Here is a 17,217-nt window from a genome sequence, read left to right on the forward strand (position 1 = left end):
CTGAGGTCTTTGACCGGACCTTTGGCAAGCGGTCTACGGTTCAGCCACCCAAAAGGGGTGTCATTCTCCAGATCAAACACGCATACGCTCGATGACACACCGCTCAGGCCCCTAGGATTCCAACTATCACCTCACCGGTCTCATTCGACAGGAACCCCATGAGCGACACTTCCCCCTACGGCTTCGAGCTTGTGCGGCGTGGGTACGACCGCGCTCAGGTGGACGAACGCATCTCGAAGCTCGTCTCCGACCGTGACAGCGCTCTGGCTCGTATCACTGCTCTGGAAAAGCGCATCGAGGAGCTTCACCTCGAGACGCAGAACGCCCAGGCTCAGGTAAGCGACGCGGAGCCGTCGTACGCCGGTCTCGGCGCGCGTGTCGAGAAGATCCTCCGCCTCGCCGAGGAAGAGGCCAAGGATCTGCGCGAGGAGGCCCGTCGCGCGGCCGAGCAGCACCGTGAGCTCGCCGAGTCGGCGGCTCAGCAGGTGCGCAACGACGCAGAATCGTTCGCTGCGGAGCGCAAGTCCAAGGCGGAGGACGAGGGCGTCCGGATCGTCGAGAAGGCCAAGAGCGACGCGTCGCAGCTGCGCTCCGAGGCGCAGAAGGACGCGCAGTCGAAGCGTGAGGAGGCGGACGCCCTCTTCGAGGAGACCCGCGCGAAGGCCGCGCAGGCCGCCGCCGACTTCGAGACCAACCTCGCCAAGCGCCGTGAGCAGTCGGAGCGCGACCTGGCGTCCCGTCAGCAGAAGGCGGAGAAGCGTCTCGCGGAGATCGAGCACCGCGCGGAGCAGCTGCGTCTCGAGGCCGAGAAGCTGCGCACCGACGCCGAGCGTCGCGCCCGTCAGACCGTCGAGACGGCGCAGCGCCAGGCCGAGGACATCGTGGCCGACGCCAACGCCAAGGCGGACCGCATCCGTTCCGAGTCCGAGCGCGAGCTGGCGGCCCTCACCAACCGCCGCGACTCGATCAACGCTCAGCTGACGAACGTGCGCGAGATGCTCGCCACGCTGACCGGTGCCGCGGTGGCCGCGGCCGGCACGCCGTCCACGGACGACGAGCCGATCTCCCGCGGGGTTCCGGCGCAGCAGGCCCGGTAACGTCCGGGGGTACGGCGACCGAACATCGGTGAAGCCCTTTGCCACTCCGGTGGCAGAGGGCTTCGTCGCGTTTTAGCGTGGCCGCATGATCGAGCTGTCTGGCCTGACGAAGCGGTACGGCGAGAAGGTCGCGGTGAACAACCTCACCTTCACCGTCAGACCGGGCATCGTCACGGGCTTCCTCGGTCCCAACGGCGCCGGCAAGTCCACCACCATGCGGATGCTGCTGGGCCTCGACCGGCCGACGGCGGGGGACGTCCGGATCGACGGGCAGCACTACGACCGGCTGAAGGACCCTCTCAAGTACATCGGCGCCCTGCTGGACGCGAAGGCGATGCACGGCGGGCGCAACGCCTTCAACCACCTGCTGTGCCTGGCGCAGAGCAACGGCATCCCGAAGAGCCGGGTGCACGAGGTGCTGGACACCGTCGGGCTCACCTCCGTGGCGAAGAAGAAGGCCAAGGGGTTCTCGCTGGGCATGGGACAGCGGCTGGGCATCGCGGGCGCGCTCCTCGGCGACCCCCGGATCCTCATGTTCGACGAGCCGGTCAACGGCCTCGACCCCGAGGGCATCCACTGGATCCGCAACCTGATGAAGTCGCTCGCCGCGCAGGGGCGGACCGTGTTCGTCTCCTCGCACCTGATGAGCGAGATGGCGCTGACCGCCGATCACCTCGTCGTCATCGGACAGGGCCGGCTGCTCGCCGACACCTCCATGGCCGACTTCATCGCGCAGAACTCGCGCTCGTTCGTCCGCATCCGCACCCCGCAGCGGGAGCGGCTGCTCGATGTGCTGCACAGCGCCGGGATGGTGGTCGTCGAGACCGGCAGCGGGCTGCTGGAGGTCGACGACGGCAAGTCCGAGCACATCGGGGAGCTGGCCGCGCAGCACCAGATCGTGCTGCACGAGCTGAGCCCGCAGCGGGCCTCTCTGGAGGAGGCGTTCATGCAGCTGACCGCGGAGTCGGTGGAGTACCACGCGCATACGGACGCGCCCCTGGAGGCACCCATGGACGCGTCACCCGAACCGCCCCGCCCGCAGTGGGGCGACGACTGGACGAGGAGCCGATGATGGCGGCGACCCAGGTCATCCGGTCCGAGTGGACCAAGATCCGGTCGGTGGCCTCCACCGTGTGGACGCTCTCCCTCGCCGTGGTCGTCACCATCGCCCTCGGCATGCTGATCTCCGCGCTGTCGAAGAACGAGTACGACGACATGAGCCGCGACCGCCGGCTCGACTTCGACCCCACCTTCATCAGCTTCGCCGGGATGAGCCTCGGCCAACTCGCGATGATCGTGTTCGGGGTGCTGGTGGTGTCGAACGAGTACAGCACCGGCATGATCCGCACCTCGCTGGCCGCCGTGCCGCAGCGCGGCGCCTTCCTGTCCAGCAAGATCGCGGTGGCCACCGGGCTCGCGCTGGCCGTGGGGCTCGCCACCAGCTTCGCGACGTTCTTCCTCGGGCAGGCCGTGCTCGGCTCCCACCGGGCGTCGATCGGGGACACCGGTGTCCTGCGGGCGGTCATCGGCGGCGGTCTGTACATGACGCTCATCGCGGTGTTCTCGATGGGCGTGGCCACGATGCTGCGCTCGCCGATGCTGTCGCTCGGCATCCTGATGCCGTTCTTCTTCCTGATCTCCACCATCCTCGGCAACGTCTCCGCGACGAAGAAGATCGGCCGGTATCTGCCCGACCAGGCCGGCAGCAGGATCATGCAGGTGGTCACGCCGATCGACGACGACACCCCGTACGGGCCCTGGGGCGGGTTCGGCATCATGGCGCTGTGGACGGCCGGCGCGCTCGCGGGCGGCTACCTCCTGCTGAAGAAACGCGACGCGTAACGCTTTGGGCTTTGCTTTCATTTGAGCGGAACCGTCAGCGCCCCGATAGTCTCCTAACCCTTACGGGGGCGTGTGCCCTGCTGTCCTGAACCTTTCGATGGGTGCGGAGCATGATCGAAGCAGTCGGCCTGACCAAGCGCTATGGCGACAAGACCGCTGTGTACAACCTTTCCTTTCAGGTGCGGCCCGGTGCGGTCACCGGCTTCCTCGGGCCGAACGGCTCGGGCAAGTCGACGACGATGCGGATGATCCTGGGCCTGGACAACCCCACCGCCGGGACGGTGACGATCGGCGGCTATCCGTACCGGAAGCTGCCGAACGCCGCCCGCCAGGTGGGCGCCCTGCTGGACGCCAAGGCCGTGCACGGCGGTCGGCACGCCCGCAACCATCTGCTGAGCCTGGCCCAGCTGTCCGGCATCCCGGCGCGGCGGGTCGACGAGGTGCTCGGCGTGGTCGGCCTCCAGGACGTGGCGCGCAAGCGTTCCAAGGGCTTCTCCCTGGGCATGGGCCAGCGGCTCGGCATCGCGGCCGCGCTGTTGGGCGACCCGCAGGTGCTGCTCTTCGACGAGCCGGTCAACGGCCTCGACCCCGAAGGCATCCTCTGGGTGCGCAACCTGATGAAGTCGCTGGCCGCCGAGGGCCGCACGGTGTTCGTGTCCTCCCACCTCATGAGCGAGATGGCGGTGACCGCCGATCACCTGATCGTCATCGGCCGCGGACAGCTGCTCTCCGACATGAGCGTGACGGACTTCATCTCGGCCAACTCCGCCGACTTCGCGCGCGTCCGCACCCCGCACACCGAACCCCCGCTGCGCGAGAAGCTGGCCTCCGCGCTCACCGAGGCGGGCGGCCACGTGCTGCCCGAGCAGGACGGAGCGCTGCGGGTGACCGGGCTGCCGCTGCCCCGCATCAGCGACATCGCCCACGAGGCCGACGTACGCCTGTGGGAGCTGTCGCCGCACCAGGCCTCGCTGGAGGAGGCGTACATGCGGATGACGCAGGGCGCCGTCGACTACCGGTCCACCATCGACCAGAAGGCCGGTCTCCAGCAGCAGGTGCCGCCCGGCGCTCAGCCGCCGATGCCGGTGCCGGGCCAGGGCCAGCCGGGCTGGTACGCCCCGCCGCCCCCGCAGCAGACCGGGTACGCGCCCGCGCAGCAGACCGGGTACGCGCCCCCGCAGCCGGCCCAGACGCCTCCGGCGGCCTCCTACGGGGCGTACGGCGCCCCGGGAGCGCCCGCCGTGCCGCCCGGCCCGAACGAGGCCAACCCGTACGCCCCGGCACCCGTACAGGCCCCGGCCCAGCCGCCCGCCCCGGCCGCACCCGCGCCCCAGGCTCCGGCTCCGGCCGCGTCGCTGGACAAGGCGCCGCCCGCCCCGGCGGCCTCCGCGCCCGCCCCGGCCGCTCCCGCCACCCCGGCTCCCGCACCCGACGCCGCCCCGACCAAGTCCGAGGACGCCCGATGAGCACCCCGCAGCACCCGTCGCCGCAGGCCGCGCCCGCCTGGCAGGCGGCGCCCGGTCCCTCGTACGCCACGGCCGGTCCCGTCTACACCTCGCCGATCCCGATCGTGCGCACGCACCTCGGGCACGCCGTCGCCTCGGAGTGGACGAAGATCCGCTCGGTGCGCTCCACCATGTGGACGCTGGGCGTGTTCGTGCTGCTCGTGATCGGCATCGGACTGCTGGCCGGAGCGGTCGTCGCCGCGAACGCCTCCGAGAACGACCTCGCGGGCGACACCGCTCTGTCGTTCGGCTTCTTCGGGCTGCTCCTGGGCAGCATGTGCGTCATCACGCTCGGCGTGCTGACCACGGCCTCGGAGTACGGCACCGGCATGATCCGCACGACGATGGTGGCCTGCCCGTCCCGCGGCCGGGTCCTCGCGGCGAAGGCGGTCGTGTTCTTCGTCGTCGCGTTCGTCGTCACGCTCGTGTCCTCGGGCTTCGTCGCCGTGGTGGACGTGGGCATGCTGGGCGACGCCCGGGAGCCGTCCGGCGAGGAGTGGCTCAAGGCCACCTTCGGCGTATCCCTCTACATCGCGCTGCTGGGGCTGATCTCGCTGGCCGTCGGCTCGATCATCCGGCACTCGGCCGGCGCCATCACCATCATGATCGGCGTCCTGCTGGCCCCGCTCGTCATCGCGATCTTCATGTTCTCGTCCTCGCTGGAGGACCTGCGCCAGGCCCTGTTCGAGTACTCGATCCCGAACCAGCTGAGCGTCTTCTACTCGACCTCGCTCAGCGACAGCGGCCCGAGCGGCTGGGACCCGCTGTGGATCGCGCTCGGCATGACCGCCGTCGTGCTCGGCGGCGCCTTCGCCCTGCTGGAGAAGCGCGACGTGTGACCCACTAGAACTTCGGCGCGTTACGGGACCGCCGCACCCCCGGGGTGCGGCGGTCCCGTGCGTTCCAGCACGCCTTGTGCCAGTGCCGGCGGTCGTCGACGCCCGCGTGCTCGGGCCAGGCGACGACATGCGGCAGGCCGTCGGGGATCAGCTGGTCGCAGCCAGGACACCGGTACGCCTTGCCCTGCGCGCTCGCGCCGGCCACATGCCGCACGCTCCACTGCTCGCCCTGCCAGCTCTCCCCGGACTGCCAGCCACCGTATCGGCTCTCGCGATCGTCCTCGGCGCTCCGGCCGGACGAACCCTCACCCTTGGGTCGGTTGCGACGCGGGGACACGGGACACCTCACGGGGCTATACAGGGATCAGGATTGGTGTCCAGCCTACGCGGAGTCCGCGTGGGTATCCGTAGGACAGCGATCCCCACAAGTCGCCCTCCCGGACGTCCGATTCTCCAGACAATCCGCAAATCTCTCCGCCAGGCCGTGTCCTCGGCACGTGTCAGACGGTTATGCCGGGTGGGGGAGCTCCGTGTCGGAGCCAAGGAAGCAGGAAAGTCCATGCGCGTTGGAAGTTTCGTGTTGGGAGCCCAGTTCCCCGGCCAGGGTCAGGGGGAGGCGCTGCACCGCGCGGTCCGCTCGGCCGAGGTGGCCGAGGAGGCGGGTCTCGACTCGGTCTGGCTGGCCGAGCACCACTTCGTGCCGTACGGCACATGCCCGTCGGCCGTCACGCTCGCCGCTCTGCTGCTGGGCCGCACCCGCCGCCTCCGGGTCGGCACGGCGGTCAGCGTACTGCCCACCGTCCACCCCGTCGCCCTGGGCGAGCAGGCCGCGCTGCTGCACCTGACGAGCGGCGGCCGCTTCTCGCTGGGCGTGGGGCGCGGCGGGCCGTGGGTCGACCTCGAAGTGTTCGGCTCGGGCCTGGAGGCGTACGAGCGGGGGTTCCCGGAATCACTCGATCTGCTGGTGCGCTGGCTGCGCGAACCCTCGGTGGGAGCCGACGGCGAGCGTTTCCGCTTCCGCGAAGTCCCCGTCGTGCCCCGGCCGTCGGAGGCGCTGACGGACGCCTCGGGTCCCGAGGTCGTCGTCGCGTGCACCTCGCCGGCGAGCGTACGGCTGGCCGCCGAGCGCGGGCTGCCGATGCTCCTCGGCATGCACGTGGGGGACGAGGAGAAGGCCGATATGGCCGCCCTGTGGCGGCAGCACGCGCGTGCGGCCGGGCGGTCCGAGGACGAGATCCGGGGCGCGGCGCATGTCTCGGCGGGCATCTGCCAGATCGCGGACCGGCGCACGGACGCGGTGGAGACCCTGGTGAAGTCGATGCCGGGCTGGCTGAAGCAGGGGCTCGACGCGCATGTGACGGTGGACGGCCGGCCCCGCTCCATGCGGGACCCCGTGGCATACACCGAACTGCTCTGCGGGCTGCACCCGGTGGGCACCCCGCGGCTGTGCGCCGACCGCCTCGCGGCGACCAGCGAGCGGACCGGCATCTCCCGTTTCGCCCTGCTGGTCGAAGGCTCCGGCGACCTGGCGGCCACGGAGGAGAACGTACGGCGGCTGGGCGCGGAGGTGCTCCCCCACCTCCGGTGAACAGCCCAGCCGGCCGCGAGGCTTGCCGCTCCCGTACTGATGGAACCTCCCGCGTCAGGAGCGGCAAGCAACAGGCTCACGTGTCAGCAGTCCCGGAATTCCGGGGACTGGTTCAGCACCTGGCTACGGACCGAGGTGAAACGGGCGAGCTTCTCGTCGACAGCCGGCTCCAACGGGAACACCGCCACCCGGTGGCAGTTCTGGAAGGCAAGCCGCACACCGAAGTGCCGCTGAAGCGCGCCGCGTATGGCGTCGCTCGCGAGCGCGCGCAGCAACTGCCCGCGTGCCTGCTCGTCCGGCGGGGGCGTCTGGTTGTCGGCGAAGTCTCCGCCGTCCACCTTCAGCTGGGCCACCAGGGAGCTGACCATCTCCCATGCGTAAGGCAGGGAGGTCCGGACGCAGTCGACGAATTCTGCTTCGTCGACCTCGCCTCGCTCGGCCTGTTCGAGTAGGGCCGGTGAGACGTCGAGCGACATGGGTACTCCTCTCGCACCCCCGGGAACAACAGGGGTTGCCGGACAGGGAAAGGGAGTTCGCCATGCCGAAACATCGCACACGCTGAGTACACGCATCGCGACCTCCCGTTCACTACGGTAGGCAACGGGCCTTGACCGCACCAGGAGAATGGGCACATAGGGAACCCCTCTTGGGCACACAATCGGCCACTGTCGAATGATCGTTTTCCAGGTCGAAAGGGGCGGGCCGGAAGAGGCCCCGGGTGCGGGTGGTGGTGGTGCCCCTGAAGCAAAAGGGGCGAACCGAAGGTGCTCCCGGTCGGGGCCGGCGGCCGGTGGCGGGTGGGCGAATCGCGTGCGCGGTGGGGCGTCGGATAGCGTTGCGGACCATGCGTCTCGTCATCGCCCGGTGCTCCGTGGACTACGCCGGCCGGCTCACCGCCCACCTGCCCTCCGCCCCCCGTCTCATCCTGGTGAAGGCGGACGGCAGCGTCTCCATCCACGCGGACGACCGGGCCTACAAGCCCCTCAACTGGATGTCGCCGCCCTGCACGCTGAAGGAGGACACGGGAGACTCCGAGGGCACGGCAGGCGTCTGGACCGTCGTCAACAAGGGCGGGGAGAAGCTCATCATCACGATGGAGGAGATCCTCCACGATTCCTCGCACGAACTCGGCGTCGATCCCGGCCTGATCAAGGACGGCGTGGAAGCACACCTCCAGGAACTGCTCGCCGACCGCATCGAGACCCTGGGCGAGGGCTACACCCTCATCCGCCGCGAGTACATGACCGCCATCGGCCCGGTCGACATCCTGTGCCGGGACGCGGAGGGACAGACCGTCGCGGTGGAGATCAAGCGGCGCGGCGAGATCGACGGCGTCGAGCAACTCACGCGCTATCTCGAGCTGTTGAACCGCGACCCACATCTCGCCCCGGTTCGCGGGGTCTTCGCGGCCCAGGAGATCAAGCCCCAGGCCCGCGTCCTCGCCACGGACCGCGGCATCGGCTGCCAGGTCCTCGACTACAACGCGATGCGGGGCATCGAGGACGACAAGCTGCGGCTGTTCTGACCCACGTCCCCGAACGACGAGAAGGGCCGGGTTCCCGTGATCGGGAAACCGGCCCTTTCGTGTGCCCGAAGGCTCAGATCACCTGGTCCGCCGAGACCGGAGCGGAGGGGCCGGCGGAACTGATCGAGCTCGCGGGCGAGGACGACATCGAGCTGCCGGCCGAGTTGGAGGTAGGAGGCGTGGTGTCCGTCGAGGGCGAGCTGCTGGGGACGGACTCGGACGGCGACGGTGAGGGTGACGCCGAGCCCGTGCCGCTGCTGGAGGAGCCGGACGGCGACGGCGACGCGGATCCGGAGTGCGAACTCGAGGACGACGGCTTCGGCGTACCGGAGGAGCCACCGCTCCCCGACCCGTGCGAGCTGCTCGCCCCCGACGACGGCTGCGCCGTCCCCGTGGGCGTCGGGTCGTCCGAGGTGCCCATCGTTCCGTCCGGGCCCGGGTCCGTCGGTCGGCTGGTCGCCTCCCCCGTGTCGGCGGAGCCGCCGTCGTCGCCCGGGGTGTCCGAGTCCAGGCCGCCGTCGTCGGGGCCGGTGCTGGCGGACGGGTTGACGCCGACCCGGTCGGAGGGGTCGTTGGCGTCGTTGTTGGAGGTCGCGCCGAGCGTCACGACCGCGCCGAGCACGGCGACGAGCAGCGCGCCCGCGCCGGCCGCGACGAGGTTGCGCTTGGCCAGCCTCTTCAGGCCGCCCCGGTTGTGGCGGGCCGGCTGGCCGGCGGGCTCACGGCGGGCGACGACGGTCTCGGCCTCCGGCGGGTAGGTCGCGAGCGCCGCCTGGATGCCGCGCGGCGGGGACGCCGACTCCTCGTGGCGGGCGTCGGGCACCTCCTCGCCGGCCGTCGCCGCGGCGAGGCCGGGTACGTCCCCGGAGCGGTCCGCGACCAGGGCGAGGGCACGACGGCCGGCGACGGTACCCCGCTTGTCGGCGATCGCCCCGCGCAGGGCGAGGGAGGCCTCCAGCTCGGAGCGGGCGCGGTCGAGTTGTCCGCCGCAGAGGGCGAGGACGCCCAGCTCGTGGTGGAAGTAGGCGCGGTCGGCGGACTCCCCGGCGAGCCGGGCGGCCTCGGCGCCCTCGTGCAGGGTGTTCTCCCAGGCGGCCCAGTGCAGGCCCGCGGCGAAGGCGGGCGCCGCGGTGCGGGCGAGCTGGACGGCGGTGGCTTCCTCGCCCTCCTCGGGCCGGGTCGTCGTGGGGACCGTCACGGTGAGGGCGGCGAGCACGGCGTCGGCCTCCGCGCACACCCGCTCGGGCGTGACCGAGGGGTGACCGGCCCACCAGGCGTAGTGCTGGGCGGCCTCATGGGCACGGGTCTCGACGTCGTCGGCGTATCCGGCGGCCTCGAGCTGGGTCTGGACGCCGGCGGCGAGCCGGTAGCGGGTGCCGACCGGCGAGACGAGTCCGCAGGCGGCCAGTTCGCCGAGGGCCGCGTCGGCGTGGGTGTCGCCGACCAGGGCGGGCAGGTGGGCCTGGTGCGGGACCTCGCCGCCCAGGGCGACGGCGAAGCGCAGGGTGGCGCGGGCTGAGGCGCTGAGGCGGGCGGCGAGCAGCGGCGCGGGCGCGGCGGCCTCGCCGAGCGAGGGCAGGGGTATCTCCTCGGCCTGGCCCGCCCCGGCGAGGCCGTCGACGGAGTCGGTGAACGGCCGGGCGTCCTCGAAGACGCCGAACGCGTCGACCGCGTCGGCGCCGGCCCGCAGCTGGTCGCGCTGCGAGAGCAGGGCACCGGCCTGGACGAACCGGAGCGGCAGGCCCTCGGACTCGAACCACAGGTCGCCGGCCCAGTTGGCCTCCTCCTCGGTGAGGACGCGGCCGACGCCGTTCTCGATCACCTCGACGCCGCCCGCGCGGTCCAGTCCGGTGAGGACGACCTCCTCGACGGCGGATTCCGCGGAGGGCAGGGGGGTGTCCGGGGTCGCGCCGAGCAGGAAGGCGCACTCGGGCGTGGCGTCCAGCAGTTCGTCGAGGGCGGTGCCGCCGACGTCGAGGTCGTCGACCACGACGACCGCGCCGATCTCGCGGAGGAGGGCGCGCAGGTCCTCGTCCTCGGGGCGGTACCGAGGGGCGTCGTAGACGGCGTGGAAGAGGTCGTTCATCAGCTCGGCCGTGGTGCGGCGGAAGCCGGTGAGGCGGACGACGCCGTCGGGGGCGAGGTCCTCGCAGTCCTCGGCGACGAGGTCGAGGAGGCTGGTGCGGCCGGAGCCGGCCGGTCCGGTGAGGCGCACGGAGCGGCCGCGGGCCAGCAGCCGGACCAGTTGTTCCCGTTCGTCCTGGCGGCTCAGGAGCGGCTGCGCGGGCCGGGCGGGTCCGGCGGGGGCAGGCGGCCGGGCGGCACGTTCGGCCTCGGCCCGCTGCTCGGGTGTGCGCTTCGCGGGGCGCTCCGGTATCTCTCCCCCGGGCGGGCACAGTTCTATCTCGCTGCCGTCGACCGGGTTGACCGTGAGCAGGTGTTCGCCGACGACGAGCCGTACCGTGCGGGCCAGGGCCGGCGCGTGCTGGCCGAAGTCGGTGGTGAGGGGGTCCCTGGACGGGCGCGGGCGCGGCGCGGTGGTGTCGTCGTCCTGGCCGTACTCCTCGGGTCCCCGGGTGTTCGGGTCCATAGGTCAAGCCCCCCAAAAGCGTCGTGTGGCGGTAGCCCCTCCCGGCCTTGCTGCACACTGCGCTGTCGCTTCTGGTCCGGTACCCGCTCGAGGGTTGAGGGCGGCGGGCAGACGAACCGTAAACCTTCGCACAGTATCTACGACAGCCCGGGGTGCCGGGCCGCCCGAAGCGTGACAGTCTCGTGAGGATTGCGCCCGTCGCACGTTTTCCGCCGCAGGCCACGCCCCTTCCACGCGTCACACCCGGGGCAGGGACTCCACGCCGATGCCGCCCTCGATCGCGAGGATCCGGTGCAGTCGGGTGGCCACCAGCAGGCGTTGCATCTGCGGAGGCACACCGCGCAGCACCAGACGTCGGCCGCACCGGCCGGCCCGTCGGTGGACGCCCATGATGACGCCGAGTCCGGTGGCGTCCCAGGAGTCCAGCTCGGACAGGTCGAGCACCAGGTCGCCGACGCCGTCGTCCACGGCCGTGTGCAGGGCCGTGCGGGCGTCCGCCGCGCTGCGGACGTCGAGACGGCCACCGACGACCAGCTCTACGTGGTCGCCCCTGATGTGCATAGCGCTCCCCTAAGCGTGCGTCTCGTGCTCCGCGGTGTGGTGTCCGGTGTTGCATCCTCTGACTGCGCGAAGCGGTCGGAGGTTGCCGTCTGTGAGCGAACCGATACCGAATTCACTCGCAGGGGTGAGGCCCCTGGGGCCTGTGCGGTTTCGGTGCCTGTAGAAGCCCTGCCCGCTCACGCGTCCGATGTCACCGGCGTCAACCATCCGGCGCAGCCGCTCCGTATGCCTCTCGGCGGGAGATTAGCGGGCGTGAGGCGCTGTGTGACCGGTTAGTAACGCGTTTCACGTCTCAGGGCGTGAGACGCCGGTCACGTCGTCAAATACTGTCCGATTCACGCCGATTGGCCCTGGACTGGCCGGGTGCCGACGACAGTGACGAAGGGAACGGAACCGATGCGCCGGGACGGTCTAGATTGGCCGCATGGTCAATCTGACGCGCATCTACACGAGGACCGGCGACCAGGGCACCACCGCTCTCGGCGACATGAGCCGGGTCGCCAAGACCGACCTGCGGATCGCCGCCTACGCCGACGTCAACGAGGCGAACGCGGCGCTCGGCACGGCGCTCGCGCTGGGCGGACTGGACGAGGAACTCGTCGTCGTCGTCACCCGCGTCCAGAACGACCTGTTCGACGTGGGCGCGGACCTGTCGACGCCGGTGGTGGAGAACCCGGAGTTCCCGCCCCTGAGGGTCGAGCAGTTCTACGTCGACCGCCTGGAGGCGGACTGCGACCGGTTCAACGAGCGGCTGGAGAAGCTGCGGTCGTTCATCCTGCCCGGCGGCACCCCGGGCGCGGCCCTGCTCCACCAGGCCTGCACGGTCGTCCGGCGGGCCGAACGCTCCACCTGGGCCGCGCTGGAGGCGCACGGCGAGCTGATGAACCCGCTCACCGCGACCTACCTCAACCGTCTCTCGGACCTGTTGTTCATCCTGGCCCGTACCGCCAACAAGGCGGTCGGCGACGTGCTGTGGGTGCCGGGCGGGGAGCGTTAGCGCATCTTGGCCGGTTCCCGCTCCGATTCACCCGTCGGTTCCGCCCCCGGTTCCTTCCCCGGTTCCTTCCCCGGTTCCTTCCCCGGTGCCGCGGGCGGTTCCCCCTTCGGTTCCTTCGGTACCTTCGGTTCCTTCTTCGGTTCCTTCTTCGGGAACAGCGTGTAGCTCACGGCGATGACGGCGTTGACGCCGATCACCCACACCATCCGCAGCTGCCACGCCCGCAACGAGTCGGTGTCGCCGTCCCCGCCGACGTACCAGGCGGCCGCCTGGAGCAGGGCGACGGCGACGAGCGCGGCGAGCGTCCAGCGGCCCGCGACCTTCCACTCGTGGACGGCGCGGGCCCGGCCGTACTTCGGCGGCCGCACGGGCGGCGGGCCGTCGGCGAAGCGGTGGGCGACCCTGGCGTCCGCCCACTTGACGGTCGAGTGGCCGAGGCCCACGGTGAAGCCGATGTAGACGGCGGCGAGGCCGTGCCGCCAGTCCGGCTCGGCGCCGTGTCTGAGGTCGATCGCGGTCACCGCGAACAGCACGATCTCCAGCAGCGGCTCGCACAGCAGCAGGGCCAGGCCCAGTCGCGGCATCCGGAACACATACCGGAAGGCCAGTCCGGCGGCCAGCAGCACCCAGAAGGCCACCTCGCAGGCGATGATCAGTCCGACGATCACGGTTCGCTCCTCTCGCTCACCCTCCCAGGCTCCCGTCGGGCGCGGCCGGGCGCGTCGTCGGCGGTGACGAGGTCGCCGTACATCGAAAGATGCAGTTCGGGACCGTTCCCCGGGAGCAGGCGCACGTGACGCGTGGCGTGTTGGATGGAAGGCATGGCCGTAGCGGAACCCCGTAGCCCCCGTCACCCGCACCGCCCGCACCGCCCGCACCGCCCGCACCGCTTCGACGTGTACATCGCGGTCGGCGGGCTGCTCGGCGGGCTGTTGCTGGTGGTCATCGGTCTGGGCACCCGGCCGGACGACGATCCGATCGTGCTCCTCGACGGCCCCTGGCCGATCCTGGTTCCGCTCGGGGTGATGGCCGGCTGCGAGGTGGTGCGCCGGGTCGCGCCGCGCACGGCCCTGCTGACCGGCACGGTCGCGGTCGTCCTGGACACCCTCACCCAGGGGAACCTGTTCACGGTCCTGATGTACACCGACCTGATGTACGCGGCCGTCCTCTACGGCTCGCTCACGTCGGCCCGCAGGATCCAGTGGATCACCGGACTGCTGACGGTGGCCGGGACACTGGTGCCGTTCGCGGTGTGGCGGGTGCCGCAGGCTCTGCTGATCGGGGTGGTGGTCGGCATCGTGGCCTACGCGCCCGCCGCCACCGGCTGGATCGTGCGCGACCACCGGGACGCCGCCGAGGCGGCCCGGCTGCGGGCCGAACAGACCGCGCTGCTCGCCGAGATGGACCGCGCCCAGGCCGTCACGACGGAGCGGGCGCGGATGGCGCGGGAGTTGCACGACATGGTCGCCAACCATCTGTCCGCGATCGCCATCCACTCCACGGCGGCCCTCTCGATCGACGACCCGGACACCTCCAGGCAGGCGCTGTCCGTCATCCGCGAGAACAGCGTCGAGGGACTGGCGGAGATGCGGCGGCTGATCGGGATCCTGCGCGACGGCAGCGAGAACCGCGAGCCCGTCGCGGCTCCCACCCTGGACGGCCTGGAGGCCCTCGTCGACGGTGCCCGCGCCAACGGTCTCGACGTCACCCTCGCCGCCGAACACGGCGAGGTGCCCGCCCCCGTCGCACTCGCCGCCTACCGGATCGTCCAGGAGTCGCTGACCAACGCGCTGAAGCACGCCTGCCCCGGCCGGGTCACCGTCGCCCTCGTCCGGCGCGACGCTGTGCTCGATGTCCGGGTGCGGAGTCCCTACGGTCGTCGGGACGGACCCCGCGCCCCTGGTTCGGGTGCCGGGCTCGTCGGGATGCGGGAGCGGACGGCGCTGCTGAACGGCACGTTCGACGCCGGGCCGGAGGACTCCTGCTGGACCGTGCGCGCCAGGTTCCCCCTCGCCGAAGGAGAGAGCGTATGAGCTCCGCCATCCGAGTCCTCGTCGCCGAGGACCAGTCCGCCGTGCGCGCCGGGCTCGTGCTCATCCTGGGCAGCGCGTCCGACATCGAGGTGGTGGGCGAGGCGGCGGACGGGGAGCAGGCGGTCGCACTGGCTCGGGAGTTGCGGCCCGACGTGGTCCTGATGGACGTTCAGATGCCGCGTCTGGACGGGGTGTCGGCCACCCGGAAGGTGGTCGAGGAGGGCCTCGCCGACGTCCTGGTGCTGACGACCTTCGACCTCGACGAGTACGTGTTCGGGGCGTTGCGGGCGGGCGCAGCGGGGTTCCTGCTGAAGAACACGGAGGCGAGGGATCTCCTGGCGGCGGTCCGCACCGTCGCCGGCGGGGAGGGGCTGATCGCTCCCGCGGTGACCCGTCGGCTGATCGCCGAGTTCGCGGCGAAGCCGGTACGGGCGCCGAGGGCCGACCCCGCGGTTCTCGACACCCTCACCCGACGCGAGCGCGAGGTGCTGGTCTGTCTCGGCGAGGGGATGTCCAACGCGGGCATCGCCGGGCGCCTCGACATGGCGGAGGCGACGGTGAAGACGCACGTCAGCCGTCTGCTGGGGAAGCTGGAGCTGCGCAGCCGGGTGCAAGCAGCGGTGCTGGCCCAGGAGTTGGGCGTCCGGGCGGGATCCGAAGGGGGGCCGGAGGTTTAGGTCGCCGCAGTGGTCCAGACCTATTGACCTGTGGTCCAGACCTTTCTATTCTCGCGGCACCGTGGGCGTGAAGGCTCAGTCACGCCCCCCGACTCCCCCGAGGAGGCGCAGGATGCGCTTCAGACACAGAGCCGCGGCAGGCTTCGCGACGCTGTTGCTCCCGCTGGCCGGCCTGGTAGGCCTCGCGAGCCCCGCCCAGGCCGCGACGAGCGCCACCGCCACCTACACCAAGGCATCGGACTGGGGCACCGGCTTCGAGGGCAGGTGGACGGTGAAGAACACCGGTACCACCGCCATCAGTTCGTGGACCGTCGAGTGGGACTTCCCCTCCGGCACCTCCGTCACCTCCGCCTGGGACGCCGACGTCACGTCCTCCGGCACCCACTGGACCGCCAAGAACAAGTCCTGGAACGGCAGCCTCGCCGCAGGCGCCTCCGTCTCCTTCGGCTTCAACGGCGCGGGCGCCGGCTCCCCGTCCAACTGCAGACTCAACGGCGGCGGTTGCGACGGCACCACGGTCCCGGGCGACGCCGCTCCGTCCGCCCCGGGCACCCCGACCGCGTCCGCCGTCACCGACACCTCGGCGAAGCTGGCCTGGTCCGCGGCCACCGACGACAAGGGCGTCAAGAACTACGACGTCCTGCGCGACGGGGCCAAGGTCGCCACGGTGACGACCACCTCGTACACCGACACGGGCCTGACCGCCGGCACCGACTACTCGTACACCGTCCAGGCCCGTGACACCGCCGACCAGACCGGTCCGGCCAGTGGCGCCGTCGCGGTCCACACCACCGGCGGCGGCACCACTCCCCCGACCACCGGCGACAAGGTCAAGCTCGGGTACTTCACCGAGTGGGGCATCTACGGCCGCAACTACAACGTCAAGAACCTGGTGACGTCGGGCTCGGCCGCGAAGATCACGCACATCAACTACGCCTTCGGCAACGTCACCAACGGCCAGTGCGCGATCGGCGACTCCTACGCCGACTACGACAAGGCCTTCACCGCCGACCAGTCGGTCAGCGGCGTCGCCGACACCTGGGACCAGCCGCTGCGCGGCAACTTCAACCAGCTGCGCCAGCTGAAGGCCAAGTACCCCAACATCAAGGTGCTGTGGTCCTTCGGCGGCTGGACCTGGTCCGGCGGCTTCGCCCAGGCCGCGGCCAACCCGGCCGCCTTCGCCCAGTCCTGCTACAACCTGGTCGAGGACCCGCGCTGGGCCGACGTCTTCGACGGCATCGACATCGACTGGGAGTACCCGAACGCCTGCGGTCTGTCCTGTGACACCAGCGGGGCGGCGGCCTACAAGAACCTGATGCAGGCCCTGCGCGCCAAGTTCGGCACGGGCAACCTGGTCACCGCGGCCACCACCGCCGACGGCTCCAGCGGCGGCAAGATCGACGCGGCCGACTACGCGGGCGCCGCGGCGTACGTCAACTGGTACAACGTGATGACGTACGACTTCTTCGGCGCCTGGGCGGCCCAGGGCCCGACGGCCCCGCACTCCCCGCTCACCTCGTACAGCGGCATCCCGCAGGCCGGGTTCACCACGGCCGACGCGATGGCCAAGTTCAAGGCGAAGGGCGTGCCCGCGAGCAAGCTGCTCATCGGCATCGGCTTCTACGGACGCGGCTGGACCGGTGTCACCCAGGACGCCCCGGGCGGCACGGCCACGGGCCCGGCGGCCGGTACCTACGAGCAGGGCATCGAGGACTACAAGGTCCTCAAGACGTCCTGCCCGGCCACCGGCACCATCGCCGGCACGGCGTACGCGAAGTGCGGCAGCAACTGGTGGTCCTACGACACCCCGGCCACCATCGCCGGAAAGATGACCTGGGCCAAGAACCAGGGTCTGGGCGGCGCGTTCTTCTGGGAGTTCAGCGGAGACACCACCAACGGTGAGCTGGTGAGCGCCATCAACAGCGGACTGTCGTGACGCGGTCCGAGTGATCGAGCGACATTC

At 71.1% G+C, this 17,217-nt stretch carries 16 protein-coding genes; 11 read left to right on the forward strand and 5 right to left on the reverse strand.

The window, feature by feature from the left end; genetic code table 11:
* Positions 1-158: 158 nt before the first annotated feature.
* From ACIPFH_RS08145 to ACIPFH_RS08165, 5 genes are all read left to right on the forward strand, one after another.
* The gene (locus tag ACIPFH_RS08145; RefSeq protein WP_356260845.1) at positions 159-1,097 is read left to right on the forward strand and encodes a cellulose-binding protein; all 939 of its coding nucleotides are present in this window, start codon (positions 159-161) and stop codon (positions 1,095-1,097) included.
* Positions 1,098-1,182: 85 nt separating this feature from the next.
* The gene (locus ACIPFH_RS08150) at positions 1,183-2,169 is read left to right on the forward strand and encodes an ABC transporter ATP-binding protein (RefSeq protein WP_401824291.1); all 987 of its coding nucleotides are present in this window, start codon (positions 1,183-1,185) and stop codon (positions 2,167-2,169) included.
* On the forward strand, positions 2,169-2,939 hold the full coding sequence (locus ACIPFH_RS08155; RefSeq protein ID WP_401825101.1) for an ABC transporter permease: 771 nt from the start codon (positions 2,169-2,171) through the stop codon (positions 2,937-2,939). Before ACIPFH_RS08150 ends, ACIPFH_RS08155 begins: the two co-directional genes overlap by 1 nt.
* A 110-nt stretch (positions 2,940-3,049) precedes the next feature.
* Positions 3,050-4,405 (forward strand): ABC transporter ATP-binding protein, encoded by a 1,356-nt coding sequence (locus ACIPFH_RS08160; RefSeq protein WP_401824293.1) that lies wholly within the window; start codon positions 3,050-3,052, stop codon positions 4,403-4,405.
* Entirely contained in the window at positions 4,402-5,283 is an 882-nt protein-coding gene (locus ACIPFH_RS08165; RefSeq protein WP_401824295.1) for an ABC transporter permease subunit, read from the forward strand. The genes ACIPFH_RS08160 and ACIPFH_RS08165 overlap by 4 nt, the downstream gene beginning before the upstream one ends.
* Positions 5,284-5,287: 4 nt before the next feature.
* On the opposite strand, the gene ACIPFH_RS08170 is transcribed toward ACIPFH_RS08165, so the two are convergent.
* Positions 5,288-5,620 carry an ATP/GTP-binding protein gene (locus ACIPFH_RS08170; RefSeq protein ID WP_401824297.1) on the reverse strand — a complete coding sequence of 111 codons (333 nt, stop codon included), beginning with the start codon at positions 5,618-5,620 and terminating at the stop codon, positions 5,288-5,290.
* A gap of 222 nt (positions 5,621-5,842) precedes the next feature.
* On the opposite strand from ACIPFH_RS08170, the gene ACIPFH_RS08175 reads away from it, so the two are divergent.
* A complete protein-coding gene (locus tag ACIPFH_RS08175) occupies positions 5,843-6,871 on the forward strand; it encodes an LLM class flavin-dependent oxidoreductase (RefSeq protein ID WP_401824299.1) in 1,029 nt (342 codons plus the stop codon).
* A gap of 83 nt (positions 6,872-6,954) precedes the next feature.
* Here ACIPFH_RS08175 and ACIPFH_RS08180 read toward each other — a convergent pair whose 3' ends face one another.
* Positions 6,955-7,347 carry an SCO5389 family protein gene (locus ACIPFH_RS08180; RefSeq protein WP_020131165.1) on the reverse strand — a complete coding sequence of 131 codons (393 nt, stop codon included), beginning with the start codon at positions 7,345-7,347 and terminating at the stop codon, positions 6,955-6,957.
* Between the two features lie 368 nt (positions 7,348-7,715).
* On the opposite strand from ACIPFH_RS08180, the gene nucS reads away from it, so the two are divergent.
* On the forward strand, positions 7,716-8,396 hold the full coding sequence (nucS, locus tag ACIPFH_RS08185; RefSeq protein WP_356260821.1) for an endonuclease NucS: 681 nt from the start codon (positions 7,716-7,718) through the stop codon (positions 8,394-8,396).
* A 73-nt stretch (positions 8,397-8,469) separates the two neighbouring features.
* On the opposite strand, the gene ACIPFH_RS08190 is transcribed toward nucS, so the two are convergent.
* Together ACIPFH_RS08190 and ACIPFH_RS08195 are read right to left on the reverse strand one after the other, a co-directional pair.
* A complete protein-coding gene (locus tag ACIPFH_RS08190) occupies positions 8,470-10,986 on the reverse strand; it encodes an ATP-binding protein (RefSeq protein WP_401824302.1) in 2,517 nt (838 codons plus the stop codon).
* A gap of 237 nt (positions 10,987-11,223) precedes the next feature.
* Positions 11,224-11,547, reverse strand: coding sequence for an STAS domain-containing protein (locus ACIPFH_RS08195; RefSeq protein ID WP_020131168.1), 324 nt, complete (start codon positions 11,545-11,547; stop codon positions 11,224-11,226).
* Between the two features lie 424 nt (positions 11,548-11,971).
* Here ACIPFH_RS08195 and ACIPFH_RS08200 point away from each other — a divergent pair, with 424 nt between their 5' ends.
* On the forward strand, positions 11,972-12,544 hold the full coding sequence (locus ACIPFH_RS08200; protein WP_401824304.1) for a cob(I)yrinic acid a,c-diamide adenosyltransferase: 573 nt from the start codon (positions 11,972-11,974) through the stop codon (positions 12,542-12,544).
* Here the strand turns inward: ACIPFH_RS08200 and ACIPFH_RS08205 are convergent.
* Positions 12,541-13,212: a hypothetical protein gene (locus ACIPFH_RS08205; RefSeq protein ID WP_401824306.1), complete on the reverse strand. Its 672-nt coding sequence runs from the start codon at positions 13,210-13,212 to the stop codon at positions 12,541-12,543. The two genes, ACIPFH_RS08200 and ACIPFH_RS08205, sit on opposite strands and share 4 nt — an antisense overlap.
* 153 nt (positions 13,213-13,365) lie before the next feature.
* Here ACIPFH_RS08205 and ACIPFH_RS08210 point away from each other — a divergent pair, with 153 nt between their 5' ends.
* The 3 genes from ACIPFH_RS08210 to ACIPFH_RS08220 all read left to right on the forward strand — a co-directional run bounded on the left by ACIPFH_RS08210 (position 13,366) and on the right by ACIPFH_RS08220 (position 17,190).
* The gene (locus ACIPFH_RS08210) at positions 13,366-14,577 is read left to right on the forward strand and encodes a sensor histidine kinase (protein WP_401824308.1); all 1,212 of its coding nucleotides are present in this window, start codon (positions 13,366-13,368) and stop codon (positions 14,575-14,577) included.
* Entirely contained in the window at positions 14,574-15,254 is a 681-nt protein-coding gene (locus ACIPFH_RS08215) for a response regulator (protein WP_401824310.1), read from the forward strand. The genes ACIPFH_RS08210 and ACIPFH_RS08215 overlap by 4 nt, the downstream gene beginning before the upstream one ends.
* A 112-nt stretch (positions 15,255-15,366) precedes the next feature.
* On the forward strand, positions 15,367-17,190 hold the full coding sequence (locus tag ACIPFH_RS08220; RefSeq protein WP_356256137.1) for a glycoside hydrolase family 18 chitinase: 1,824 nt from the start codon (positions 15,367-15,369) through the stop codon (positions 17,188-17,190).
* The last annotated feature ends 27 nt before the right edge of the window (positions 17,191-17,217 follow it).

The organism is Streptomyces sp. NPDC088157 (assembly GCF_044741545.1).
Classification (GTDB): Bacteria; Actinomycetota; Actinomycetes; order Streptomycetales; family Streptomycetaceae; genus Streptomyces.